We start from the raw sequence: 26,779 nt of genomic DNA on the forward strand, positions 1-26,779 counted from the left end.
CTCATTCTCCTCCTTCAGCAGTCAGGAGATATAATGTATCTTCCTCAACTTTTTGTGCTACCTCAATGACGTCTTCTTTCGTAACAGATTCAATCCTAGTGAATAGATCCTTCAGCGTCATATCCGTTTCCGCTACTTGTAATTGATAAAACAATTCTACAAGTCCCTGATTGCTATCCATTGTTTCCTTAAGAGAATGGACAATCATTTCCTTCGTTTCAACCAAATCATCTTCTGTAAAATTGCCTTCTTTCATTTCAATCATTTGTTCCCGAATAATATCCCGCGCTTTTTCATAATCCTCAGGAGCAATGCCGCTTAATACAAATAAAAGGCCTTTATGGCTTTCGATTTGTGAAGTTGCATAATACGCTAAACTATTTTTTTCACGTACATTCATGAAAAGCTTTGAACTTGGAAATCCGCCGAACAATCCATTAAACACCTGTAGTGCAGGGTAAGCATCATCAGAAAAAACAACATTTGTGCGGTAACCCAAATGCAGCTTCGCTTGTTGAATAGGTTCTTTTTCAATGATTTCCTTAACCTCTGTAATATTTTTTGGAGCGGCTGCAGCTGATTTCACGATTGTGCCTGTTGATTCATACGCAGTTAAAGCACTCAATTCTTCTTCCATCTGCTTCGGATCGAAATCACCAACAATATAAATGTCAAGCTGATTTGTCTCTGTCATTTCTTGAAAATATTGATATAATTCTTGATTCGTAAGTGCCTCTAAATCCTCTTCATAGCCATTTACATGCAGACTATAAGCTTCATCTTTACACATTTCATCAATCAGGCGGATATTTGCATATCTGATTTTATCATCTCTAATCGCTTGAATTCTTTGCCGCAGGGTTGCTTTTTCTCTACTATAAATTTTCTCAGAGAAAACACCATTTTCGGTATAAGGCTGAAACATAAGTTCCTTTAATAAATGAATGGCTTCCGTCGTAATCTGGTCTTCTGCCGGCAAATACCTTTCATTGGCAATTTCCATACGGAAACTAATAATATGGTTTTCACCTTTCTTAACCGCATCAATGGAAAGAACGGCTCCATATAGATCATCAAGCTTTAATTGCAAATCCGTTCTATTTGTATAGCTTTCCGTTGCTTGCCTTAAAACATAAGGCAATAATGCCCGCTTTGTAATTGTATCCCTAGAGAGCGGCGCGCTGAACTTTGCAACAAAAGTGAGCGTCTTAAACTTTTTTGTGGGTATAAAATGGAGTTTTATTCCATTTTTATTGATTGTTTGTTCAGTAATCACGTTCATTTTCTAACCTCCTGTGTAACTTTCCTTATACCATATTCTACACATATTTTTAACTATCATCCATTTATACGGCAATTCAAATGCTTTGTTCCAGATTATAAGTCACCTTTCAGGCTGTTTTTTTAATTAATTCAAGTTAGCTGGTGAGTATTGCCTACCTTAATTTAGAGTATCCTCTGCTGGCAGCCGCTCCTGTGTGTGTAGTGCACCATTTATTTTGTTAAGAAAATAATCACGACTGTGAAATAAAACTCTTTCCATATAAATACATAAATTAGGGTAAACAAAAGAATCCATTTTGAAAAAATTAACCAAAATGGATTCTCTATTCTTGGTATAGCATGAATTTTTATAACAAAGATTGATTATTTATAGGGATTTTGCAGTCCTCATTGGCTAAAGAAAGACCACTTGCCTATCACCTTGTTGTTTAAAAGCAGCTATGTGCTGTTTCATAATTTAAGCAATCCTTGGTCTTTCCATAGATCGAAATACTTTTGATAACCCATTTCTTCAGCGGTCATAGTGTATTGTTTACCTCTTAATTGGAAAGTATGTGACCTTGACAAGGCTTCATAAGTCGGGTTCTCTTTTACATCGCCGAAAAGCGTTTCGAATGTGTTTACATCCACTGAATTTTTATTTCCATTCTCATGGGTTTCAACAAGAATAAAATCAATCTCCCCCTCCTCAGTATGCTTTTAAAGACAAATATAATTGTTCCATATTCAACCTCTCACCACTGAAAAATTAACTACTTTAATGTGGCATTAACCCGCTCCTTTAATAAAACAGAAGTTGTTGTCTCGCCAACTTTCTATTCAACTATTGACCAGTTTGTTTAAGCACATTTGAAACAACAGTTATCCAAAGTAATAAGCAAACCAGCAAAGAACGAGAAACATACTCACTATTCCCCAAGCTGCAGTACCCCATATCCACCAAATGATTGATTTAGCTTTTGTTGTACTTTCCTCGTCTTCCATATTTGCTTTAATAAAAGCGAGCTTACTTTCCATACCTTTTTTCATGGAAATCAGAACAATAAATTCGATTACTATGAGACTAATTGTTATCCAAAGTAATAAGTCCAGCTTTTATACCTCCCTTTTTTGTTAATTGCTTTCCCTTTAATCTTCTTTACTCAATTATCTTTGCCCTTTCAGTTCACAAGGAAAAGGGCTTTACGTCATCTTTACGTTCCATCTATGGAAGGCACAGGGATTGTATTAGGCAACAAGATTTATTCAGAGGATAGAGTATATAAACCCTCAGCATTCCATTCCACTCCAATACAAAAAACATTCGAGAAGCATTCGATCTTATGAGTAATAAAAACGTTGATTCAATTACACAAATCGAACATAATCCCTATTTTAATTCCAAAGATCCTGATGGAAATATTTTAATGATATGTAAATGTTAATATTAAGCAATAGGGTGCTTATCTAACCTAAAAGAAGGATAAGCAGTTTAAATACTTGTGATTTAAATTGAATTCACGAGTACAATCTCTATAGAACAAACATATATTGTGAAGGATAAAAGAATCACTTTTGTGTAATTAAGAATGCTAAATTAGCGAACGATACGTCCAAAAACCTAATTGCCAACTAATGCGGCTTCTTCTTCAATAAAAACAACCTAAATAATCCCTAATTCTTTTTGAATCTTATGTTTGTAATCAATATATCCTTGGTTAAAATCGGGACTTTCATTTTCAAATTTACTCATTTTATAATCCCATTTTTTTATTTTATAACTGAAGATACCATTTTTAACAGCAGGATCATTTTCAGCAAAATTAATAACGTCTTCTTCCTTTGCTGCATCAATAACTATTGCTCCTCCAGTTGAGCCACCAAATGGTCCAGCTAAGACTATATTGCCTTTATTATATTCAGTTTGAACATACACGGCATGTTCAGGCATGAACGGTTGATTATGCAGAACTACACCATCTCTCCAATTTATTGAAGGAGTTAACAATATCAGATACCTCATAGACTTTTCTCCTTTAACTTTTCAATTGAAGTGTTTAAACTGTAAAAACACTTTCATACAATAACTTCTGCAAAAAAAGCCATATTCCTTCTTAATCTATATCACCTTATAGTAAAAGAAAGATGGGCTGATTACCTTCTGTTTTGGAGAGCCTATTAATCTTTTACAATCCCAAGAACCAATCCATCATACCCTTTGCTGCCTACAGTTTGGATAGCAGTCGAATCAATACATGATTCTTCAGATAATAAATCAAAAAATTGACGAACCCCCTGCACACTCAAGTCTTCACTTTCAGTATCTATGACGTGTCCATTACGAACCACGTTATCCGCAATGATAACTGTTCCTGGTCTAGAAAGTTCTATTGCCCATTTCAAATATTGAGGATTGTTTGGTTTATCAGCATCAATAAAAATGAAATCAAAGTTTGCCACCCCTTTATCTTTAAGGGTTGGCAATGTTTCGAGTGCAGATCCCACAATTACGTCAATCTTATTTTCAAGTCCTGCCCTTTTTACATTTTCTTCAGCCAATTTTGCATGCTTATCATCTAACTCAAGTGTGACGAGATGCCCTCCATCTGGTAAAGCACGTGCAAGCCAAACGCTGCTATAACCGCCAAGAGTCCCAATTTCTAAAATGCGTTTTGCTCCTTTAAGCTTTGCAAGTAAATAAAGAAGCTTTCCTTGATTTGGAGCGACATCAATAGCTGGCAAACCTGCGTCTGAATTTGCTTTAAGTATTGAATCCATTACAGGATCAGATGTGTGAAGCTTTTTACTTAAATAAAGATCTACATCATTCCACTTTTCAGATAAATTCATATGTTTTCTCCTTTAAAATTAAGACTTGATTTTCCTCTTTAAGTGAAGCACCCTACGTTGAAGATAAAAAGACTTCAATTAAATAATAGCTTCAGATTTTTGACTTTGTCTTGAAACCAATCCTATTTCATTTTCCTATAGAAGGTGATTGAAATGCCTCTGACTATGAAACTAAAGCTGTTCATCCCTTATCACTCCTACTCCTGGAGAATGCTAAACCACCCGTTACAATCGCCCTCTTTCTCCTCCAAGCTCCTGTAACGAAATTGCTGCACCCATTCGTTTGAACAACTTTTGTCATTAGGTATCCATATCACTAACAATCGGAAGTAATCGGTATTCCCAAATTGTTCTGTATTCGTATAATTTATAAAATCCTTCTTCTACATCCTTTGCCATATTCCCACACTGCAGCGGGCATTATTAAATACATCTTGCACTTCATTTTCCATGGGTTTATGGTAAATTAAATCTGGTATAACTTCAATTCAGAATTGATTGTTATATTTAACATATCTTGATTCCATAGCATAATTAATAGCACTCTGGCCGAAGGGAGATACTTTACAAACCTAATATGACTTTCATTGTCCTCCCCATCTACTTCTATAAATCTTAATATTGAAATAATAAAAACAATAATTATTAGAGAAGAGTAAAGTTTTTTGAGACAAAAAGTTCCTTGATTCAGCTAAATAATTAGTTTATCCTATAAAATTAAGAAGGAGTGTTTAAATGGGAAAAAAGTTTATTTTAATTCCAGCTATATTTTTGCTTATAACTTCTCTGCTTCAACTTTTCAACTATAATATTCCTGAATGGGTATCTAACGTAAACTTATTCATTATCGTTTTAATTATTATTGTCGCTTTAAAGGACTTTTTCAAAAAGGGAAAAGAGAACTAAATGTTAACTCTCGATTTCCTTTTATTATTCTTAATTACACAGAAGTGATTCTTTCTCCCTTCACAATCTAAAATGTTTGTATAATTGTGTTACAGCGCAAAAAAGTTCCAAAATAAAGTTGATATTATACACTAAGTAAATTGGAAATCTAAAAAAGTCATATTTCAGTATGCTAAGCGATCGACTTTTAATTTTCCTTGTTAAGTTAAAGCATCATCCTTTTGTTGAATAAGATATAACTTTTTTAAAGAAGATTTAATTTCTTGCTTATATTATCAACAATGGTATTGATGCTAACGTTTTCAGTGTCTATGTACTCTCTAAAGTTGTATTCGTTATATGCTTTTAAACATTTATCAGTTTGTTGAAAACACCAATTTCCTTCTTCCTCTCCACGTTCCCGTAGCCTTTCGTAAATAGTTTCCTTATTAGCTGTTAAACAGAAGTGGTATGTATGTTTCTCAATACTGCTAAATCCATTAAAAATATAGTTAAAGTATTCGAGGTTTCTAATAGTCATAGGTACAATTAAATTAACATTGTATTTAGATTGTATAAGACTGGCTACCTGAATATAATTAATTTTGGTTTATAAGTAACTAAATGAATCTTCGTAATTAAGTACAAATAGATAGGGTGCCTATCTATCTTTAAGATTGGAAATTTAGTAAATCAATTAAATCAAGAATTTCTTCCTTGTTCCCAGGATTGATGGATTTCTATTTTGAACCTTCTATAATAACAGAAATATCAGAATAGAATTCCTTACCCAGGATACGCGCCATCCCAATACAAATCCAATCTATATACTTCTTCTTCCTTAAATAAAGCTACATTATCAGGAGATATTTTCAGAATTGAACTGCTCTGTTCCGATACATACTTAATGTAATTACATTAAATAAAATTGTTCCGATAATAAGAATTGCTGGTAGGGATACAATAATACTCATTGTATCCAAAAGGGCAGTCCAATCCTGAGCTTTCACTCTCTCATACAAACTATAAATTTGGAAAAACAATGCGGCAGAACAAGCAATAAGACTTATGATAGAAAAAGTAATCCAACTTTTGAAATGCTCTTTATACTTCAAGATACTTATAATAGGAAGTATCCAAGCAACTAACCCTAACACAATGCTAACAACATTAAACCACCCAACCATAATAAAAACCTACCTTTTTATATTAAAATTACACACATAGTACAGATCCGACAAAAAGGTGCTTTATTCTTCCTTTTAGGTTGCACCCTCTAATTGAACAAGGAATCATTCTTTAAACATGAATAGCATTTATTTCCTCTCAGTTTTAAGAACATTCATCTTGACGGGATGTGATTCCAAAATTTCATTAAACCAAACCTTCCATTTTTGACCGTCTTTATAAGAAGTAAAAGAAAATAGAACACTATCTAATCTATAAATTTCTCCATAACTTCTGATGAATTCTTGATTTGACTGTTCCTTAGCAGCCTTAACATTAGAATGGAAAAAGAAATCTTTCTGATAGTGAAAAACATAATTAATTACAAATTCCAATTTAAAGTCTGCCACAAAATTACCGATTATAAATAGAGGAACCCAGACCATATAAAGAAAGTTACAATTCGTAATGCCAAAGCTACAACACCCAACATAAAGTTCCTTTTTACACATTTAAATAATTAATAATTATGAAGATATAAATTCAATGTTATCACTTCCTCTTTATTAAACAATTGCACCAGTTCGTTCAATTAGGAGATTACATTAATCTTTCTTTATCTATTCATTAATTTCATAAACTAAAGTATCAAACAATTTTTCGTCAGTATAAAGCAAAATTGCCCACTCTCCTGACTCTGGTATTCTCACGCTAGAAGGTATATGTGCATCCGCTCCATTATTTTCTTCACCAAGTTCCATTGTCCAACCCTCTATTAGAATCTGATGGGCAGTTCCTGACTCCTTGTGAAAACCAACAACAGTTAACTTTGCACTTGTAGTTCCCCAAAGGTGCCACATCCACTTTTGATCATCTAAACTTGGCATACCTGCTCCTATAACACCTGATTTGTTTTCATTTCCAATGATTCCTCTGTCACCAAATTCCACGGCTTTTTTTTCCCAATTAATTTTTTCAAAATCACTCACTTGAACAAAATCAGGTATATCATCAGGGAAAATAGCCTTGCTCTCAACTGTTTTATCTGAAGTACAACCTACAAGAAACAGTAACATACTTAATAAAATCAACATCAAAGTCGTTCTTTTTATAATAATAACCTCCTGAAAATATAATATATTCCGTGTTTTATAACTATACCAATTAATCTGCTACTTTATTGAACTAATCTGCCCGTTCGCCTAATATCCATCACTTTAATATTAACATTATATTCGGAGTTTGATTTAAATGAAAAAGATGACCTTAATCTGATCACTTTTGTCTACTAACGAACCCGTTCAGGTGTAAGATTTCATAACTTTAGTAGATTTAGTAACGTTTTTTCTTGATAAATGTCCAATCATAACCGCTTGATGGTTCAGGGAATTCATTGTACTTTTCTTTGACCATAATTACCTCTTAATACACATACTCTATGAATTTTTGTCCCTTAGATACCCAATTTACTTCGCTTCTAAATCTGCGTCTCTTTTATCATTACTTTCCTCTCGATAAAAACTTTTTTTATTGGGGTTCAATACATTAATTGAAAAAATTACAGATGACAGCAACATGACCATTGCTAAAGTCACTATAGTAATTCGCAGGGAAACAATATCTGCTACTACTCCAATAATCAAAATAAATACCACTTGGATAGCACTTTGAATTAGCTGGTATATGCTTGTAACCCTCCCCATTATATCTACAGGAATACTATTTTGGTAGAAGGTCATAATTCCTGCATTTAAAAAAACATTAAAGAAACCTAAGATGATAAAACCAACAACAATAGAGGTAAATGACCAGGAAAACGCATAGATTATATAGCCAATTGTCATCACGATCAAACCAGCAGTGATCATATATCTTAATGGAAATCTATTTGAGAAAACAGATAATAAAAAAGCTCCAAGAATAGAACCAATGCCAGTTATACTAATCAATAAACTATAATCAAATTCAGATAGACCAATCACTCGTTGTGTAAATACGACTTCTTGAGCGTCCATCGCAAAAGAAAAAATCATAATCATAATAAAACCCAGATAAATAAAAGTTACATACTTATTTTCCCTCATGAACTTTTGAACGACAGTAAAGTCACCTATAACCTGTGAAACGTTTAATGTCGGAATAGTCTCTTTATCAATAGCTTCTTTTTCAGGTAGAAATAATAACAATATAGCAGCCGAGACGAAAGATATTGCATTTATCCATAGTGTAGCTTCAACTGAAGTAGATAAGATTAACGCTCCGCCAATAGCAGGTCCAATAATAAAAGCACCGGAATCCACGAGTGATCGAATCGAGTTGAAACGTTTTCTACTTACAGCAGGCACAAGAATGGTGACATAAGTCATTGAAGCTGGATTATAAAAGGCTTTCCCGACACTTAAAATCACAAGAATACCATAAATCATCAACATATTCGGTGCAAATGGAATAAAACAGATGAATAATGCCCGCAGTATAAATGTGACCGCCATCATTTTTCTTTTACTTCGGTAATCAATGAAACTTCCCGTCCAAAACTTTGTGAAAATATTTGTTAATGGTCCGATGATCCAAAGCCCAGCAACCGCTGCTGCAGAACCTGTAAGTTGGTAAACCATGATATTTATAGCCACTAAGTGGATGAAATCTCCAATATTTGAGATCCCAATCGTTGTTAGCAATATTGCTGAATGTTTCCAGCTTTTGAGACTTTTTATTGTACACAACTCCTTATGATTCTTCGTACAAAAAACTACTGCTTTACTCTAGACATTCGACAATAAAGGGTGATTATCCTTCTTAAACTATCCCTCAAATTTAAGTATATTTCTACAAAAATTTTAACCATTTAACTCTGTAACATATTTACAAAAACGAATTAAATTTACACTTTAACAGAAAACTATAAAACAATAAGAAACACATTCCATATTCCAAAATGAAGAGTTCAGTTGTAATTTTCTAGCTTTCTATATTTTTTAAAAGGCGATTTTATTTTTTATACTTTTCATTGAAGCAATAGTAACAAATCCGATGATGAAAAATCCAATAGTTGTTCAGAGTAATAAACCTATTTTCCTCACCTTGTTCACTTCAATGATAAACCGGCCCTATGCTAATTTCGAAAACAACTTCATAAAGCTTTTATTCTAATTAAAAGCAGCAATCAATCTATATAAAAATCCACTTAGATTTGTGCTAAGTGGATTTTTGCAGAAAAAGATGTTTTATTTAGCGGCTTCCTTTAATATAAGGATCACCGTTTGCCGCGGGGGCATCCGCTCTTCCAATCAATCCAGCGAGCGCTAATATTGTAAGCACATATGGAGCAATTAATAAGAACACCTGCGGAATATCCTCAATCAATGGAATAGAGGATCCAACGATACTTAAGCTTTGTGCAAAACCAAAGAACAAAGCCGCCCCCATCGCTCCAAGCGGGTGCCATTTACCAAAGATAACCGCTGCAAGAGCAATGAAACCTTGACCTACTATTGTAGACTGCGAAAAGTTTGAAACGATTGTTAGAGCAAACACTGAGCCGCCTAAACCTCCGAGTACTCCAGATAGTATAACGGCTATATAACGCATTTTCGTAACACTTATTCCATTTGTATCAGCTGCCATTGGATGTTCTCCAACAGATCTAAGACGGAGACCGAATGCTGTTTTATACAGGACATACCAAGCAATCACCGCAATAATAATTGCAACATAAGAAGTTGCATAAACCCTTTCAAAGAAAATTGGTCCAATAATTGGGATCTCTGACAAAACAGGTATATCTGTACGGAAGAATCCATCTACCATGTCTGTTTGGCCTTTGTCATACCACTGCTTTGTAAGGTAAACACCAATTCCAACTGCAAGCATATTGATAGCAACGCCACTTACAACCTGGTTTGCGTAAAACGACACAGAAGCAACGGCATGGATGATGGAGAAGATTCCACCTGCAACTGCGGCCACAACAATCGCAATCCATGGTGTTAAGGAACCAAATGTATTCTGGAATGTTAAAGAGAATACAATTCCAACAAAAGCACCAATTACCATTAACCCCTCTAGACCAATATTAACTACACCTGAACGTTCACTGAATACTCCGCCTAAAGCAGTTAAAATCAAAGGTGCTGAAAAAAATAGAACTGTTGGAACAATTGATTGTAATATATCAATCATTTATTTCCCCTCCTTCTTAAAGCGAAGTATTGCCCAACGGATAATATAGCTTGAAGCTACAAAGAAAATAATTAATGCAATGATAATATCTACTAATTCCGTCGGTACACCAGCGGAAGTAGGCATTTGGCCTGCTCCTTCTTTAAGTGAACCAAACAGCAATGCGGAAAGAATTACCCCAAATGCATTGTTGCTGCCTAGTAACGCTACAGCAATCCCATCAAAGCCCAGATTTGTAAATCCTGACATGAGATGTATATTTCCATATGTTCCTAGTCCTTCCATCGCTCCTGCAATCCCTGCAAAGGCACCTGAAATAACCATGGAGAGAATAATATTTTTGCTTACGTTCATTCCAGCATATCTAGAACCATGCTGGTTGTATCCAACTGATTTTAGCTCGTAACCGATTGTTGTTCTCTGGATAATAAACCACATAACAACTGCTGCAAATAATGCAATCAAAAAACCATAATGCAGTCGAGAATACATTGTGATAGTTTGCAGCCACTCGGATGCGAGTGAAGCAGTATCTGCAATTTGTTCTGTTTTTGTAGCATGGTCGGTCAGCACGGAACGAATGATTTCATTTGAAACGTAAAGGGCAATATAGTTCATCATAATTGTAACAATTACTTCGTGAACACCTAGCTTTGCTTTCAGCAAACCAGGTACAAATCCCCAGAGTGCACCCGCCAGCATACCTGCTAGAATTGCAAGCGGCAAGTGAATAATCATAGGTGCTTCAAAGGTAAGTCCAACCCATACAGACGCTAACCAACCAACAATAACTTGTCCTTCCGCACCAATATTAAATAGTCCGGAACGAAAAGCAAACGCAATTGCCAAACCTGTTAATATTAATGGTGTCGTTCGTCGAATCGTTTCCCCAATTGTAAATGCATCACCAAATGCTCCTAACCATAATGCACGGTAGCCAGCTATTGGATTATAGCCAGAAGCAAACATAATAATGCCTCCAACAAATAAGCCAAGAAAAACTGAAATAACGGGAATTAATAATGTTGTTAACTTTATATTTGTTTTCATTTTGCAGCACCTACTTTATCAGACCCGCTACCAGCCATTAATAATCCTAATTCTTGCTCATTCGTTTCTTTCGGATCAACGTTCGCTACGATTTTCCCGTCAAACATAACTGCAATCCGGTCGCTAATATCAAGGATTTCATCCAGCTCGAAAGAAATAAGTAATATTGCCTTGCCTTTGTCACGTTCTTCAATCAACTTTTGATGAATAAATTCAATTGCACCAACATCAAGTCCCCTCGTTGGCTGGGCTGCAATCAGGAGGTCAGGAGATCGATCGACCTCACGTGCTATAATTGCTTTTTGCTGATTCCCTCCAGATAATGCACGTGCTAAAGTATATGCACTTGGTGTCCGAACATCATAAGCAGCAATCAGCTCTTCTGCTTTTCTATAAATCTCTTTATGATTTAAAATTGTATTTTTAGAATAAGGCTTTTGATAATAGGTTTGCAGAACAATATTCTCACCAACTGTATAATCAAGCACAAGTCCATATTTATGACGATCTTGCGGGATATGGCCAAGTCCGCTCTCAGTAACTTTTCGGGGTGTCTTATTGGAAATTTCTTTGTTATTCAATAAAATCTTTCCTGACTGTGTTTTTGTTAAGCCTGTAATTGCCTCAATCAACTCAGATTGACCATTTCCGTCAATACCTGCAATTCCTACAATTTCCCCGGCCCTTACTTCTAAATCCAGTCCTTTGACGATATCTAATTTTCTCGAATCTTTAACATATAAATCTTTTATATCTAATATTTTTTCTTTCGGTTCTGCTGGTTCTTTCGTCACTTCAAAGCTTACATTTCTGCCAACCATTAAGGCTGCCAGTTCATCTGCTGTTGTTTCTGCCACATTTACTGTGCCAATGCCCTTGCCTTTGCGAATTACAGTACAGCGGTCACAAGCTTGCATAATCTCTTTCAATTTATGTGTAATTAAAATAATCGACTTGCCTTCTTTGACTAAGGATTGCATAATTTCAATCAGCTCTGTGATTTCCTGAGGGGTAAGGACAGCTGTCGGTTCATCAAAAATAAGAACATCTGCACCACGATAAAGTGTCTTCAATATTTCAACACGCTGCTGCATTCCAACAGATACGTCCCGGACCTTTGCCTTAGGATCCACTCTTAAACCATAACGGTCCGATAACTCCTGTATTTCCCTTTCCGCTTTTTTTAGATTAACAGTACCATATTTCGTTTTAGGTTCATTTCCAAGAATGATATTTTGTGTGACTGTAAATGGCTCTACAAGCATAAAATGCTGATGAACCATCCCGATTCCTAATTCATTCGCAATATTTGGATTTGTAATGTGAACAGGTTTTCCGTTCACTCTAATTTCCCCTTTTTCCGGTTGATACAAGCCGAATAAAACGTTCATCAATGTGGACTTTCCTGCCCCGTTTTCACCGAGCAAAGCATGGATTTCCCCTTTTTTAAGCTGAATATTAATATTATCATTGGCTACGATGCCAGGGAATTCTTTGCGTATGTTTAACATTTCTATCACATATTCCACTTTATGATCCACCCCTTTAGTAAATAAATTACACTTTCTGTTTATTATTGGTGAAAATCACCAACTAAAAAAGACAGAGTCTATCTTCTTTAGTTGAAGATTTTATAAGGGAAAAGAATACGATCACTCTTTTCCCTTATACTATGAGATTAAAGTTCTTCCAAGAAAGTCTTAAGTGCATCACGTGTGAATGGTATTTCCAGCTCGCCGTTCAGAATTTTTTCTTCCCATTCTTTTACAGCTGATACAATCTCATCTGTCATTGCCTCATCGTTAGTAGCAGCAACAGAGATTGCATTTTCTTGAATCCCGAATTCCAGTTGTTCGCCACCAGGGAATTCTCCGTCCATTGCTAATTGTGCGACATCTTTTACTGCAACGTCTACACGTTTAACCATCGAAGTGAATGTCACATTGTGATCACCAATTTGTCCTTCATCATGCTGGTCACGGTCTACACCGATTACCCATATTTCACGATCTGGATCAGCATTCTTCAAGTCTTTCGCTTCATTGAAAACACCATTGCCTGTTCCTCCAGATGCATGATAAATAATATCCACATCATTGTTGTACATATCTGCAGCTATCATTTTCCCTTTAGAAGGGTCACCAAAATGTTCAGCATATTGTACATCGACTTCAATATCAGGGTTTATGGATTTTGCCCCTGCAATAAATCCTGCTTCAAACTTGTTGATTAGGGGTGAATCAATTCCACCTACAAAACCGAGCTTGTCAGTCTTTGTTTTCATTGCTGCAGCAACACCAACAAGGAAAGAACCTTCATGCTCCTTAAATGTAATACTTACTGTGTTATCTCCTTCAACAACATCATCTACAATCCCAAAGTAAACATCTGAATTTTGATTAGCTGCATTTTGAATATCTTCTTTCAATTCAAAACCGATACCAAGAATCAAATTGTAATCTTCACGAACCATGCGTGTAATGTTTGGCACATAGTCTTCTGGAGCATTTGATTGTGCATAATCAAATCCATTCCCTTTTGATAGACCATGCTCTTCTCCCCATTCAGTAATGCCTTCCCAAGCTGACTGGTTAAAGGATCTGTCATCAACACCACCGATATCAGTAACCATCGCTACAGAAAAATCATCCCCTGAACCGCTATCACCTGAATCATTTGTATCCTGTGTATCTCCGGAATCCCCTGTGCTATCTTTCCCGCCATCATCGTTGCTGCTGCCACAAGCAGCTAGTAAAGCAACTAAAACAAACAAGAGAGCCATTAATAATAACTTACGATTTTTCATTTCCCTACCCCCTAAATAAATTAAAATATATTGACAAAAATTCATACGAAAGCTACTTTACCCCTCATCACCTCCTCTGATTTCTCAGCTATGGTTAGACACGTTTTCTTAAAACATGAAAGCTAAAAATATCAGAACGAAAATAATTGGCTGAGTAAAGCACGGCTTCATCATCTGTTGTATAATGCATCTGCTTCAGCAATAGTAAGGATTGATTTGGAGAACAATCCAAAATGCTGTAGACCCGGTCATGATAACTGACAGGTTCGATATGTGTAATTGCATATGCAATCTTTTTATCGAGAGCGCTTTCAATCACTTCAAAAATTGACTCATTTTCCCGCAAATTATTTAATGGAAATAAATCAGCTGGCACCTTATCTATACAAAACACGACTGGTACCTCATCAGCTGTGCGAACCCTTTCAATTCTTACTAAGCGTCCTATTGCTGAGGTAAATTTACATTTATCTTCGTCTGTTGCATCGACTATGTCAGCTGAAATATATTGGGAGCCTGGGGTTTTTCCTGACTGTCTGATCATCTTTGTAAGGCTTTTCAATTCTTCAATGCCTGAAGAATAGGCTGGCTTTGGATTTACGAAAGTTCCTACACCATGCTTTCGCGTCACAATATTGTCTTCTTCCAGAACACGTAATGCTTCTCTTAATGTTGCCCTAGAAACACCCAGCTTCTTTGACAGCGCATACTCCGAAGGCAATTTTTCATTTTCAGCATATATACCATGCCTGATATTGCCCATTAATTCGTCAACTACTTGAAGATAAAGTTGTCTCGAGTCTATTTTAAGCGACAAAAAATCACCTCTTTCACAAAGAGATCTGACCTCTGACGTATGACAATTTTGTCACTGATTAATATACCATTATTATAGTAAGAAAGAAATAGTATTATTAAAAATAGTTAACATTTTACTAGAATCAGCTCGAATTATGTCATTAACTTGTAATCTTTCACACTATTTCTTATAAAAAGACACAGGAAAATCTAAAAGATTTCCCTGTGTCTTTTTTATCCATTAAATTGAAGTTGTTTGCTCTTCTGGTTCACTCGCTGAAACAAGGACATTACGCGGCTTGCTTCCTTCATAGGGGCCAACGATTCCTCTTGCTTCCATAGCATCAATCAGTCTGGCCGCTCTCGTATAGCCAATCCTAAATCTGCGCTGAAGCATAGAGACACTAGCACTCTGTATTTCTATAACAAGCTGCACTGCATCATCATATAATTCATCATCGACTTCCTCCAGTTCATCATTCGTATCCTCGGGTATCATTTCCTCTTGATAGGAGGCTTTTTGCTGGTCAATACAGTGATCGACAATGCGCTCTACCTCATCATCAGATAGAAAAGCCCCCTGTACTCTGATTGGCTTAGAAGAACCTACTGGCAGGAAGAGCATATCCCCTCTTCCTAGCAGTTTTTCCGCACCACCTGAATCAAGTATCGTTCGCGAATCTGTTTGTGATGATACACTAAATGCTATTCTAGATGGTATGTTTGCTTTGATAACCCCTGTTATGACATCGACAGAAGGCCTCTGTGTTGCAATAATCAAATGAATGCCTGCCGCACGTGCCATCTGCGCAAGTCTTGTTATTGCATCCTCAACATCACTGGAGGCTACCATCATTAAGTCTGCAAGTTCGTCAACTAATACAACAATGAAAGGCAGTTCTGGCTGCTGTTCATCTGCTGTTGCATTATACTTACGGACATATTCATTGTATCCCTGAATATTCCTTGTACCAGTTTCAGAAAATAGATCATATCTTCTTTCCATTTCAGAAACAATCTTTTTCAAGGCTCTTGAAGCCTTTTTTGGATCTGTCACTACGGGTGCTAATAAATGTGGAATACCATTATAGACATTCAATTCTACTTTTTTCGGATCAATCATCATCATTTTTACTTCGTGCGGCTTTGTCCGCATTAATAATGTAGTAATAATCCCATTAACACAAACACTCTTCCCGCTTCCTGTAGCACCTGCAATAAGCAAATGTGGCATTTTATTTAATTCTGTCATGATTGCATCGCCCGAAATATCCCTTCCTAAGGCAACTAATAGTTTGGATGCCTTATTACTCATTGTGTCATCCATAACTTCCCGCAGAGAAACCATTGCAATTTCTCTATTAGGCACTTCAATTCCCACTGCAGACTTACCAGGTATAGGTGCCTCTATCCGAATATCCTTTGCAGCTAATGCCAAAGCAAGGTCATCATGAAGGCTGACAATTTTACTTACCTTAACTCCAGCTTCTGGGTAGACTTCATATTTTGTAACTGCTGGACCAACATTTACTTTAGTAACTTTTGCCTTCACACCAAAACTTTGGAATGTTCTTTCCAGCTTTCTGACAGTTGCCTGAACATGAGATTTCTCATACTGCTGATTATTTTTTGCCGGTTTTGCTAAAAGATCAAGCGAAGGAAGCACATAATCATGATTTTCCGTTTCTGCAGAAGATAATGCAGGCTCAACATTAATATCATCTTCTTCGTCTTCTTCGACATTAGCTTCTTCGATTTTCACCTCTGTTTGTTGCCTTGTACCATAAGCAACCTCGGTAAAATCATTAATGAGCGGTTCTGTTTCTGTTACCGTTTCCTTTTCGATTTCTTTCTCGACAGCTGTTGCTTCTTCCACAAGCAGCTTGTCCTCTTTCTTTTGTCCTCTTTTTTCCTTTGCCTCACCAGCCTGCTTACGAATAGAAGCCCAAAGCTTTTTAAATTGGTTTAAAAGCTTATTTGTCATTTCTCCTAATGACATTTCAGTAATGAATAAAATTCCTATTATAATTGAAAAGGCTGAGACAATCTTTGCACCGGTAAAAGAAAATAGATAGTAGCAGAATGTGAATATAACTGCGCCAATCATCCCTCCTCCAGTTTGCCCAGAAGAAACCTGACCACCGATATAGGATATAAAGTTATCCCAGGTCGAGGCAAGAATGGAGATATTTCCATTTGCCTGAAGTAAAGGCTCATAAGCCTGTACATGTGTTAATAAGAGAACACCCGCAAATAAAATATATATTCCTACCAATTTTCTTGTAAAATAATTTGGATATCTTCGCTTAATTAACAATACTATTCCCGTAATAAATAAGAATATCGAAGCTACATAATACCAAATCCCAAGGAAAAAACGAAAGAAATACTCAAGCCATCCAGGGATAGCACCTTCACTTATTGCACTAGCACCACTTCCAAAAATAGCTAAAAATATAAATAACAGACCTAATAATTCATATTTTAAGAGATTCGATTTCTTTGCTGACTTTCTTTTCGTCTTCTTTTTTGCCATAATTTCACCTCAAATTGCATTAAAAAAATAACTTTTTGGTTATTTAAACCCTTGCCAGACAATTGGCAAGGGTCCATTCAGATTACATCTATTATAGCATATTCATTGTATAATTTTGCTATAAATACTAAAGACGACGGGGTATTATTTATAAGTCTATGATAGCACTCTATTCCCTTTGCTTAACTCGAAAACATCATGTAAGGCATTCACTGCTTGCCGTAAGTCTTTTTCATGAATCAGAACCCATATTGTCGTATGGCTATCTGCTGCTTGCAAGATTTGTATTCCTTTTTTAGCAAGTGCTGTTACAATTCTCGCAGCAACTCCAGGAATTCCGCTCATCCCCATACCAACTGCAGATACTTTTGCACAGTGTTCACTTATTTCCGCTTTTATATCTAAATTTTGCAACAGTCCTTTTGCACGATTTACCACAGTCTCTGGCAGAGTAAAGATAACTTGATGTGGAGAGATGTTAATAAAATCAATGGATATTCCTGCAGCCGCAATTGTTTTAAATATTTCTGACATAGAGTAGGATGGATTATCTTTTCGGCTGATTTTCACCTGAGATATTCCTGTCAGGTGAGCGATGCCAGTAATCGGGCGTGACACCTCTTTTACTTTTTTATTCTCTGGATATTTTGCTGAAATGAACGTCCCTTGCGTTTTTTGTTCAGTTGCCCTAACATGCAATGGAAGTTTTGCTTGCATTGCAATTTCAACTGCGTGGGGATGAATGACCTTTGCTCCCTGATATGCAAGATTACATGTTTCCGTGTAAGTACAATTCTTTAAAATCTGAGCATGCTCAACAATTCTTGGATCAGCTGTCATTATTCCAGGTACATCTGTAAATATATCAGCTCGCACTGCTTTAACCGCTGCTCCTAATGCCGCGGCGGTTGTATCGCTCCCGCCTCTTCCAATGGTTGTAACTTCTCCTTTATCTGTTTCACCTTGAAAGCCAGCTACAACTATCACATCATGCGATTGAAGAGTATCCATTATCTGTGATGGATCAACATATTTTATTTTTGCATTCGTATGGTAATCATTTGTCGTAATACCTGCCTGGGCACCTGTAAGAGCAATTGCATTGATTCCTTTTTGTTTGAGTTCATTTGAAAGAACGACAGCAGATATAATTTCTCCGCAAGCAAGCAGGAGATCAAGTTCACGATCGGCGGCATGGGTAATGGGGTAATTGACTAGTTTAAGCAATGAATCTGTAGCATATGGTGAAGGGTGTTTTCCAATCGCAGAAACTACAACGATGATTTTATCATGTTCTTCTAAAGCTTCTTTGATATGATTCATTACATGGAGACGTTTTTTAGAGGTTTGTAAAGAGCTGCCACCAAACTTTTGTACTAATAGTTGCATTGCATCACCTCTCATCAAAGACTGAGATTTTGTAAATACTCATATATTTTTTTCTTTTTTAAAGCAGCTATAAATAAGAAGATTTATAGCTGCTTAAAAGACATTTATTAAATCATCAGAAAAGTTATGTTAGATCAATCTATTTCAACCAATTATTTTCAACAGCTGCTTGAGCAATTTGAACGGTATTCAGTGCTGCTCCTTTTACCAAGTTATCGGAGACAATCCATAAATGAAAACCTTTTGCATTATCCAAATCCCTCCGAACACGTCCAACGAAGACATCTTCTTTATCCGCAGCTGAAAGTGGTGTTGGGTATACTTGCTCAGCTGGATTATCTTGGAGTTTAATGCCTGGAGCGGACTTAAGTTCCTTCCAAATTTCTTCAACGGTCACATTTTCTTTATCCACTTCAATATAAACACTTTCTGCATGTGAGGTGAAAACTGGCAAACGAACACAAGTTGCTGCTACTGCAAGTTCGTCAGCATGCATGATTTTCTTTGTTTCATTAATCATTTTCATCTCTTCCAATGTATATCCGTTATCAGAGAAAACATCAATTTGCGGAAGTGCGTTGAATGCTACAGGGTAGTGTTTTTCATCCGATTTTACTGGTAAAACATTTGCTTCCATCTCTTCCTCATTGAGAAATTGTGCTGTTTGGTTTTTTAATTCTGAAATTGCTGCATCTCCAGCACCTGAAACAGCCTGATAGGTAGAAACGATAACCCTATTAAGTCCAAAACTATCTTTTATAGGCTTCAGTGCTGCTACCATTTGAATCGTTGAACAGTTAGGATTTGCAATAATTCCATTATGATTTGCGATGTCCTCTTTATTCACTTCCGGGACTACTAGTGGTACATCCGGATCCATACGATATGCACTTGTATTATCGACTACAACAGCTCCATGTTTTACCGCTTCTGGAGCCAGTTTTTTAGAAATAGATCCGCCTGCTGAAAATAAAGCAATATCAATTCCTTTAAAGCTTTCTGGTGTTGCCTCTTCGATTGTAATATCATTGCCATTAAATTGAATGGTTTTTCCAGCAGAACGTTTCGATGCCAATACCTTTAATTCTTTTATAGGAAAGTTCTTTTTCTCTAAAATTTGTAATATTTTTGTTCCAACTGCTCCTGTTGCTCCTAGAACTGCTACGTTATATTTTGCATTTTCTGTCATTAACTTGCGACTCCCTTCAACTATTAATTATTATATTCTTAACATTAAAGTCTATCATACTTTATGAATTATAAGAAATAATAATTGGCTGAATTTGTTCTTTTTTTAGAGAATACTCTATTGTGTCGCATAAAGAAGGCCAATGTGCTACAAGTGAATTCGGCTTATTAAAAGGGTCGTCTTGGCCAAATGGTATAAAGAATATATTCTTTGTCGTTAATAGGCGCATTAAATTCATACCATTTAAACCTAAAGCATCATTCGTCGTAACTCCTAGCACGATTGGTGCATTATTCCGCATTGTTGCTTTAGTCGCCATTAATACTGCATTGTCGGTTTGTGCGTGGGCGAGCTTACTTAAGGAATTTCCCGTCATAGGTGCAACCACCATACAATCGAGAGGATTTTTCGGACCAAATGGTTCAGCTTCAGGAATGGTTGAAATCACAGATTTTCCTGTAATTTCTTCAATTCGCTTAATTGTATCTTTTGCTTTACCATGCTTTGTATCAATCGATTTAACCGTGTTGGAAATAATCGGAAAAACCTCAGCTCTTTCATCTACCAGCTTCTGTAATTCTTTTAGTACAATAACTTGTGAATGATGCGAGCCAGTAAAACCGAATCCTATTTTTTTATTTTCTAAACTCATGGTAATCCCCTTTCTTGCAAAATTTGCTTAATTACTTGCGCCAAAATTTCACCAGCTGTTTTTGGGGCAACAACACCTGGCAGGCTCTTCGCCAGAATGGCTTTTATTCCACGTTTCTTAGCAAATTCAAAATCTGTTCCACCAGGTTTAGAAGCAAGATCTATAATTACGGTATGCGCAGGTAATTTTTCAATTATATCTTGCGTAATTACCTTAGCAGGTATTGTATTAATTAATAAATCACAGTCACCCACACTGTCTGTGAATGCTTCAAGCGGGATAGCATTTAATCTCATTTCTGTAATTCGAGCCAATTCACGAACACTTTTCGTAACGACTGATACATCTCCACCAAGAGCGGAAAATTTATTAGCAACCGTATTACCCACTCTGCCGAAGCCTGCAATAATTACTTTTGATGAGTGAATCGTATAATCTGTATGTTCAATTGCCATCATTATTGCACCTTCTGCGGTAGGTATTGAATTATAAATTGCGACATCGTCACGTCCAAGCAATGGAATCAATTCTATATTAGACTCAGAACTGACTGCATCTAAATATTCATTGGAAATCCCAGTAAATACTATTGTTTTCTCTCTTAATTGTTTAAACCATGAATCTTTCAGCTGAATTGGCTGATTTGAAAAAATTGCTTCTATATTCCCTTCTGGATCTGTTCCAGTGATTGGCAATATTATAATATCTAAATCTTTAGGCTGAATCTCATGTAAATCATATTGTTTTGAACCAATAAATCCAGGTTCAAGCTTATCATATCCAACAAGCACAACTGTTGCATGAGGTAATTGTTCAAGCTTGCGGATTAATTCGAGATATCGGGCATCTCCACCAATTACAGCAATGCGTTGCTCCATTATCGCTACTTACCTCCAAACATAAATTCATTTCTATATAGCTTATGAATAAGGGGATTAAGGGTGCTTCGCATCTTAAAAATTCATGAAAAAAGGCTGGTATCCTTTTGAACGGATACCAGCCAATTACTTATAAATGTCTTCTGCTTCTACAATAATCATATCTTCCCCGATGACTTTAATATCACGCCAGCGTATCATAGTTTCTTCCTCTTCTTTTTTAAGTCCAAACCATTTATAGGAAGGTATGATAAAGGCTTCTATCTGACCAGTTTTCTCGTTAATTTCCAAGTCTGTTTGTCCAAGCACACCGAGCTTAATTCCTAAATTTGCATTAATAATCTCCTTACCGCTAATATCTTTAAATCGCATATAACATTCCTCCCATAGAAGTATATGTAATATGTCATTCATTCATGTTTGAGATTTACAATGGAATATAAACTAACCGTAGAACAATGTCTGAAAATCAATGTTTATATCTGCAAACAGCAATAGAATAACGAAACGTTTCTGCACGTAGCAATCAACGATTGTTGAGTAACCTTCCAACTGACAGCTGAAAATTATTCATCCAGTTTTGGTGCGATTATTGCTGTTGCAACGTTGCCGGCAAACACGATGTCTAACACTTGTTGAATGGATTCGTGTGTGACTGCATCAATCTCTGTGATCATTTCATCTAATGAACGATGGCGTCTTAATAGCAATTCATTTCTTCCGTTACGGCTCATACGACTATTTGTACTCTCTAAACTAAGGACAAGGTTTCCTTTTAATTGCTCTTTACTATTATGCAATTCTTTATCTGTCAGTCCCTTTTCCGCTAAATTTTCCACTGTCTGATAGATTGTTTCTTTAAGTAAGGGAAGCTGCTCGTTCCCAGTTCCACCATAGATTGTAAGTAATCCATTATCAAGATAAGAGGTATGATATGAAAACACAGAATAAGCTAAGCCCTGTTTTTCACGCACTTCCTGAAATAGTCTAGAGCTCATACTACCGCCAAGCACATTATTCATAATGATTAAACTATATGTATGCGGGTCATTTATTGGCAGACCTTGGTAACCAAGACAAAAATGCGCTTGCTCAGTATCCTTGCTGCGGCTGATTGTATCAGCAAGGAACACAGGTTTTTGTCCTCCAATCTCTTGAGCTTTTCCTTGAAAATGACCAAAATTATCTTCAATTGATTGAACAAAGCTCTCATCTACATTTCCTGCAATCGAAATGACAATATTATCTGGGGTATAACGTTCACCAATATAAGTCTCTAATGAAGTACGATCAAAACTGCTTAATTGCTTCTCAGAACCAATAATTGGATACCCTAAAGGATGATCACCAAATGCTGCTCGTGCAAGAAAATCATGTACGATATCATCCGGAGTATCTTCATACATTTTGATTTCTTCATAAACAACTTTCTTTTCGCGTTCCATTTCCTCTTCATCGAATGTTGAGTTGAAAAACATGTCTGTTAATATTTCCAAAGCATAATCTTTATGTGTATCTAAAACCTTGGCATAGAAGCAAGTATATTCTTTTGAAGTAAACGCATTAATTTGCCCTCCAATTGAATCAAATGCTTCTGCAATATCTTGTGCACTTCGTTTTGAAGTTCCCTTGAAAAACATATGTTCAAGAAAATGGGATATACCATTTATTTCCGGCGTTTCATTTCTAGAACCTGTTAAAACCCAAATACCAATCGTTACAGAGCGAACGGTAGGGATTTTCTCCATAATTATTCTTAAGCCATTCTTGCTAGTATGTTTATAAATCAATATTTTTCCCCCTACTAATAGTATATGTTCAAAAAGAACCGGCAAATTTAAAATGTCATTTCAACGGATTTGTTGAACGGCCTCAAATAAGTAAAATTATCTTTCTTCACTTAACAAGCTGTCAATTCTTCCAATTTTATAACCTTTTTCTTTAATCAGTAAAATAAGTTCATCTAACCCATCTGCAATAACTTGAGTGGGATGCATTAAAATAATTGCACCAGGATGGATATTGTTGCTTACTCGATTTATCATAACAGAAATAGATGGATTCTTCCAATCAATCGTGTCGACAGTCCAAAGGACCGTTTCCATATTTAAATCTGCTGCGGTCTGGATAACCTGGTCATTAAAGCTGCCGCTTGGTGGTGTAAAATATACTGGATTTTCACTATTTATTGCCTTCAAGATTTCATTTGTTTTTACGATTTGATCTGTTATTTCAGAACGATTAATTCGCGCCATATCTGGATGATTATAAGCATGATTCCCAATAATATGACCATTCTCCTTGATCATTTTAACAAGCTCCGCATTTTCCCTTGCCCATTTCCCCTCAATAAAGAAGCTCGCTTTCACTTGATACTCATTTAGTGTTTCCAATATTGCCGGAATATGTTCTTTCCCCCATGACACATTTATAATAAATGAAACCATTTCTTTTTCAGGATGTCCACGATATATTGGCGCTGCTGGTAAGTCTTGCAGTGATATTTCTGGATATAAGTCATTATAAACAAGTAACTCCTCTCGAAACACTCCAGCTTTTTTCATATTTCGATAGGATTTCTCGATATTGACTTCTTTTCCGTTTCTTCCTGGTGTCTTTTTCCAAACTCGATCGATGTATGCATTCTGGGGAGCTTCTTTATATGTCTCTGCTTTTTCTTCTATTTCTTTATACAAAGAATCTTTAGATTGACTCACACTTATACTCGTTGTAATCGGACTTAGTTGAAGCGGATTATAATCATAGTTAAAGCTAATAAGCAAAATTAAAGTAAAAACTACAATATGAACGTACTTTTTATATGCATGCATGTCCCTCTCCCCCTGCTATCCAATTTATGCAGGTAAGGTATGGAGTATGCTAAATGAATAATAAATACTTTCAACTCAAAATAAAAAAGAAACTGAGTAATCCCAGTTTCTTTTTTAGTGTTTATTTACTTGCTTCTTCTTTTCTTTCCTTTTCTTCTAGTAATACTGCTTTTCTAGAGAGGTTGACGCGTCCCTGTTTGTCAATTTCTTTAACTTTCACCAGGATTTCATCTCCGATAGAAACAACATCTTCCACTTTATTTGTGCGTTCAAGTTGCAATTCTGAAATATGGACTAATCCGTCTTTCCCTTTAAAGAGCTCTACAAATGCACCAAATTTCTCGATACGTTTAACAGTACCCATATACATCTGTCCAACCTCAACTTCACGAACGATATCTTCGATAATTTTCTTCGCTTTCTCGTTCATTTCACTTTCTGTTGAAGATATATAAACTTTTCCGTCCTGCTCTATATCAATTTTCACACCAGTTTCATCAATAATTTGATTAATTTGCTTACCGCTCGGTCCAATAACATCGCGAATTTTATTTGGATTAATTGTCATTGTCATAATTTTAGGCGCAAATGGTGATAAATCAGAATTAGGTTCATTGATAGTAGCAAGCATAGAATCAAGAATTTGTAAGCGTCCCGTTTTAGCTTGTGTTAATGCCTCTTCCAAGATTTCTCTTGATAAACCTTCAATTTTTATATCCATTTGCAGTGCTGTAACGCCTTTTTCAGTACCAGCAACTTTAAAGTCCATATCACCAAGTGCATCTTCCATACCTTGGATATCCGTTAAAATTGTATAATCTTCACCAGATTTAACAAGTCCCATCGCAATACCAGCAACTGGTGCTTTAATTGGAACACCAGCATCCATCATTGCCAATGTGCTCGCACATATACTTGCCTGAGAGGTTGATCCATTTGACTCAAGAACCTCTGACACAAGGCGAATTGTGTATGGGAATTCCTTGTCTGATGGAATTACCTTCTCAAGTGCACGTTCTCCCAGAGCACCATGACCAATTTCTCTTCTGCCCGGACCACGAATTGGGCCAGTTTCTCCAACACTGTATTGCGGGAAATTATAATGATGCATAAAGCGTTTAGATTCTTCCAAATCCAATCCATCGAGAATTTGCACATCACCTAAAGCTCCTAGTGTACAAATGCTTAGCGCTTGTGTTTGTCCACGTGTAAATAGTCCAGAACCATGTGTACGCGGGAGAACGTGTACACGGCTTGAAAGTGGACGGATTTCGTCTGGTTTGCGTCCATCTGGACGAACTTTTTCTTTTGTGATGAGTCTGCGAACTTCTTCTTTTACCATATTGTCCAGGATTCCTTTTACCTGTTTGATGGTATCGCCTTCTGTTTCTGCATCATATTGCTCAATCACTTCGTTTTTTACAGCATTAATCGCATCTTCACGTTCATGCTTTTCTTTTACTTGGATTGCTTCAGTCAGCTTGTCCTTCGCTTCTGCTTCTGTTTTTGCAGTTAATGTTTCATCTAATTCATAAAGAGTAACTTCAGATTTTTCAACATGAAGCTTAGCAATAATTTCTTCCTGGAATTGAACAAGACGTTTAATCTCTTCATGTCCAAACATTATTGCCTCAAGCATTACTTCTTCAGGTACTTCATCAGCACCAGCTTCAACCATGTTTACAGCATCCTTCGTTCCTGCTACAGTCAATTCAATATCACTAGCTTCTTGTTCTTCTACTGTTGGGTTGATAATAAATTCTCCATTAACACGTCCAACATGAACTCCAGCAATTGGCTCAGAAAATGGGATATTCGAAATACATAACGCAATAGAAGAACCAATCATCGCAGCAATTTCGGAGGAACAATTCTGATCCACACTCATTACCGTGCTGATAACTTGTACTTCATTACGATATCCATCAGGAAATAACGGACGAATTGGCCGGTCAATCAAACGTGATGCTAAAATTGCTTTTTCACTTGGTCTTCCTTCACGTTTAATAAATCCGCCTGGAATTTTACCAACTGCATATAGACGTTCTTCATAATTAACAGTTAATGGGAAGAAAGGTAAATCCTTTGGTTCCTTTGAACCTGTAGCAACAGCTAGAACGGATGTATCGCCGTAATGAATCATTGCAGCTCCACCAGCTTGTTTTGCAAGCTCTCCTATTTCCACTTTAAAAGTAGAACCGGAAATTTCTGTCGAAAATACTTGTTTTTCTTCTGACATATAGGGTAGTACTCCTTTCAATACAACTTCCATTTTAATTTTTATAAGGCATTCAAATGTTTTT

The 26,779-nt window shown here is 36.2% G+C and carries 23 protein-coding genes; 1 reads left to right on the forward strand and 22 read right to left on the reverse strand.

Translation table 11 applies throughout. The annotated features are described in order from the left end of the window. Position 1: 1 nt before the first annotated feature. The 4 genes from yfmF to NST93_RS05725 all read right to left on the reverse strand — a co-directional run bounded on the left by yfmF (position 2) and on the right by NST93_RS05725 (position 4,113). On the reverse strand, positions 2-1,282 hold the full coding sequence (gene yfmF / locus NST93_RS05710; RefSeq protein WP_405102068.1) for an EF-P 5-aminopentanol modification-associated protein YfmF: 1,281 nt from the start codon (positions 1,280-1,282) through the stop codon (positions 2-4). A gap of 863 nt (positions 1,283-2,145) precedes the next feature. Next, positions 2,146-2,376, reverse strand: a complete 231-nt coding sequence (locus NST93_RS05715) for a hypothetical protein (protein WP_405103766.1) — start codon at positions 2,374-2,376, stop codon at positions 2,146-2,148. A 550-nt stretch (positions 2,377-2,926) separates the two neighbouring features. Beyond that, positions 2,927-3,286, reverse strand: a complete 360-nt coding sequence (locus NST93_RS05720) for a YciI family protein (protein ID WP_405102070.1) — start codon at positions 3,284-3,286, stop codon at positions 2,927-2,929. A 155-nt stretch (positions 3,287-3,441) separates the two neighbouring features. Then, complete coding sequence (locus tag NST93_RS05725) at positions 3,442-4,113, reverse strand: O-methyltransferase (protein WP_405102072.1); 672 nt, start codon at positions 4,111-4,113, stop codon at positions 3,442-3,444. 735 nt (positions 4,114-4,848) lie between these two features. Between NST93_RS05725 and NST93_RS05730 the strand changes: the two genes are divergently transcribed. Continuing rightward, positions 4,849-5,019 carry a hypothetical protein gene (locus NST93_RS05730; RefSeq protein WP_405102074.1) on the forward strand — a complete coding sequence of 57 codons (171 nt, stop codon included), beginning with the start codon at positions 4,849-4,851 and terminating at the stop codon, positions 5,017-5,019. Between the two features lie 851 nt (positions 5,020-5,870). On the opposite strand, the gene NST93_RS05735 is transcribed toward NST93_RS05730, so the two are convergent. The 18 genes from NST93_RS05735 to NST93_RS05820 form a co-directional block, all read right to left on the reverse strand. Next, the gene (locus tag NST93_RS05735; RefSeq protein WP_405102076.1) at positions 5,871-6,185 is read right to left on the reverse strand and encodes a hypothetical protein; all 315 of its coding nucleotides are present in this window, start codon (positions 6,183-6,185) and stop codon (positions 5,871-5,873) included. A 129-nt stretch (positions 6,186-6,314) separates the two neighbouring features. Continuing rightward, entirely contained in the window at positions 6,315-6,560 is a 246-nt protein-coding gene (locus NST93_RS05740) for a hypothetical protein (RefSeq protein WP_405102078.1), read from the reverse strand. A 225-nt stretch (positions 6,561-6,785) separates the two neighbouring features. After that, positions 6,786-7,259 carry a hypothetical protein gene (locus NST93_RS05745; protein WP_405102080.1) on the reverse strand — a complete coding sequence of 158 codons (474 nt, stop codon included), beginning with the start codon at positions 7,257-7,259 and terminating at the stop codon, positions 6,786-6,788. Between the two features lie 372 nt (positions 7,260-7,631). After that, on the reverse strand, positions 7,632-8,891 hold the full coding sequence (locus NST93_RS05750) for an MFS transporter (protein ID WP_405102082.1): 1,260 nt from the start codon (positions 8,889-8,891) through the stop codon (positions 7,632-7,634). 505 nt (positions 8,892-9,396) lie between these two features. Further along, the gene (locus NST93_RS05755; protein ID WP_405102084.1) at positions 9,397-10,347 is read right to left on the reverse strand and encodes an ABC transporter permease; all 951 of its coding nucleotides are present in this window, start codon (positions 10,345-10,347) and stop codon (positions 9,397-9,399) included. Beyond that, positions 10,348-11,397, reverse strand: coding sequence for an ABC transporter permease (locus tag NST93_RS05760; RefSeq protein ID WP_405102086.1), 1,050 nt, complete (start codon positions 11,395-11,397; stop codon positions 10,348-10,350). Beyond that, a complete protein-coding gene (locus tag NST93_RS05765) occupies positions 11,394-12,926 on the reverse strand; it encodes an ABC transporter ATP-binding protein (RefSeq protein WP_405102088.1) in 1,533 nt (510 codons plus the stop codon). The genes NST93_RS05760 and NST93_RS05765 overlap by 4 nt, the downstream gene beginning before the upstream one ends. A gap of 149 nt (positions 12,927-13,075) precedes the next feature. Beyond that, positions 13,076-14,203: a BMP family protein gene (locus NST93_RS05770; RefSeq protein WP_405102090.1), complete on the reverse strand. Its 1,128-nt coding sequence runs from the start codon at positions 14,201-14,203 to the stop codon at positions 13,076-13,078. Positions 14,204-14,297: 94 nt separating this feature from the next. Then, positions 14,298-15,020: a GntR family transcriptional regulator gene (locus tag NST93_RS05775; RefSeq protein WP_405102092.1), complete on the reverse strand. Its 723-nt coding sequence runs from the start codon at positions 15,018-15,020 to the stop codon at positions 14,298-14,300. 222 nt (positions 15,021-15,242) lie between these two features. Beyond that, on the reverse strand, positions 15,243-17,537 hold the full coding sequence (locus NST93_RS05780) for a DNA translocase FtsK (RefSeq protein WP_405102094.1): 2,295 nt from the start codon (positions 17,535-17,537) through the stop codon (positions 15,243-15,245). Positions 17,538-17,693: 156 nt separating this feature from the next. After that, complete coding sequence (gene dapG, locus NST93_RS05785; protein ID WP_405102096.1) at positions 17,694-18,926, reverse strand: aspartate kinase; 1,233 nt, start codon at positions 18,924-18,926, stop codon at positions 17,694-17,696. 139 nt (positions 18,927-19,065) lie between these two features. Further along, complete coding sequence (locus NST93_RS05790; protein ID WP_405102098.1) at positions 19,066-20,115, reverse strand: aspartate-semialdehyde dehydrogenase; 1,050 nt, start codon at positions 20,113-20,115, stop codon at positions 19,066-19,068. Positions 20,116-20,176: 61 nt separating this feature from the next. Continuing rightward, positions 20,177-20,767, reverse strand: a complete 591-nt coding sequence (dpaB, locus tag NST93_RS05795; RefSeq protein ID WP_405102100.1) for a dipicolinate synthase subunit B — start codon at positions 20,765-20,767, stop codon at positions 20,177-20,179. After that, on the reverse strand, positions 20,764-21,645 hold the full coding sequence (gene dpaA, locus NST93_RS05800) for a dipicolinic acid synthetase subunit A (RefSeq protein WP_405102102.1): 882 nt from the start codon (positions 21,643-21,645) through the stop codon (positions 20,764-20,766). The genes dpaB and dpaA overlap by 4 nt, the downstream gene beginning before the upstream one ends. 126 nt (positions 21,646-21,771) lie before the next feature. After that, positions 21,772-22,017, reverse strand: a complete 246-nt coding sequence (locus tag NST93_RS05805; protein WP_405102104.1) for a YlmC/YmxH family sporulation protein — start codon at positions 22,015-22,017, stop codon at positions 21,772-21,774. 194 nt (positions 22,018-22,211) lie between these two features. Continuing rightward, positions 22,212-23,435: a M16 family metallopeptidase gene (locus tag NST93_RS05810; RefSeq protein WP_405102106.1), complete on the reverse strand. Its 1,224-nt coding sequence runs from the start codon at positions 23,433-23,435 to the stop codon at positions 22,212-22,214. Positions 23,436-23,531: 96 nt separating this feature from the next. Then, entirely contained in the window at positions 23,532-24,476 is a 945-nt protein-coding gene (locus NST93_RS05815) for a polysaccharide deacetylase family protein (protein WP_405102108.1), read from the reverse strand. Between the two features lie 121 nt (positions 24,477-24,597). Next, a complete protein-coding gene (locus tag NST93_RS05820; RefSeq protein WP_405102110.1) occupies positions 24,598-26,715 on the reverse strand; it encodes a polyribonucleotide nucleotidyltransferase in 2,118 nt (705 codons plus the stop codon). Positions 26,716-26,779: the final 64 nt, after the last annotated feature.

Source organism: Oceanobacillus sp. FSL H7-0719 (assembly GCF_045040795.1).
Taxonomy (GTDB): Bacteria; Bacillota; Bacilli; order Bacillales; family Amphibacillaceae; genus Oceanobacillus.

Coding starts and splice junctions, on each gene's coding strand:
- dapG (WP_405102096.1), bottom strand. CDS start 18,926: ATGCAACTATTAGTACAAAAGTTTGGTGGCAGCTCTTTACAAACCTCT.
- NST93_RS05760 (WP_405102086.1), bottom strand. CDS start 11,397: ATGAAAACAAATATAAAGTTAACAACATTATTAATTCCCGTTATTTCA.
- NST93_RS05745 (WP_405102080.1), bottom strand. CDS start 7,259: ATGTTGATTTTATTAAGTATGTTACTGTTTCTTGTAGGTTGTACTTCA.
- NST93_RS05805 (WP_405102104.1), bottom strand. CDS start 22,017: ATGCGATTTAAAGATATTAGCGGTAAGGAGATTATTAATGCAAATTTA.
- yfmF (WP_405102068.1), bottom strand. CDS start 1,282: ATGAACGTGATTACTGAACAAACAATCAATAAAAATGGAATAAAACTC.
- NST93_RS05820 (WP_405102110.1), bottom strand. CDS start 26,715: ATGTCAGAAGAAAAACAAGTATTTTCGACAGAAATTTCCGGTTCTACT.
- dpaB (WP_405102100.1), bottom strand. CDS start 20,767: ATGAGTTTAGAAAATAAAAAAATAGGATTCGGTTTTACTGGCTCGCAT.
- NST93_RS05780 (WP_405102094.1), bottom strand. CDS start 17,537: ATGGCAAAAAAGAAGACGAAAAGAAAGTCAGCAAAGAAATCGAATCTC.
- NST93_RS05730 (WP_405102074.1), top strand. CDS start 4,849: ATGGGAAAAAAGTTTATTTTAATTCCAGCTATATTTTTGCTTATAACT.
- NST93_RS05790 (WP_405102098.1), bottom strand. CDS start 20,115: ATGACAGAAAATGCAAAATATAACGTAGCAGTTCTAGGAGCAACAGGA.
- NST93_RS05720 (WP_405102070.1), bottom strand. CDS start 3,286: ATGAGGTATCTGATATTGTTAACTCCTTCAATAAATTGGAGAGATGGT.
- NST93_RS05770 (WP_405102090.1), bottom strand. CDS start 14,203: ATGAAAAATCGTAAGTTATTATTAATGGCTCTCTTGTTTGTTTTAGTT.
- NST93_RS05735 (WP_405102076.1), bottom strand. CDS start 6,185: ATGGTTGGGTGGTTTAATGTTGTTAGCATTGTGTTAGGGTTAGTTGCT.
- dpaA (WP_405102102.1), bottom strand. CDS start 21,645: ATGGAGCAACGCATTGCTGTAATTGGTGGAGATGCCCGATATCTCGAA.
- NST93_RS05815 (WP_405102108.1), bottom strand. CDS start 24,476: ATGCATGCATATAAAAAGTACGTTCATATTGTAGTTTTTACTTTAATT.
- NST93_RS05755 (WP_405102084.1), bottom strand. CDS start 10,347: ATGATTGATATATTACAATCAATTGTTCCAACAGTTCTATTTTTTTCA.
- NST93_RS05725 (WP_405102072.1), bottom strand. CDS start 4,113: ATGAATTTATCTGAAAAGTGGAATGATGTAGATCTTTATTTAAGTAAA.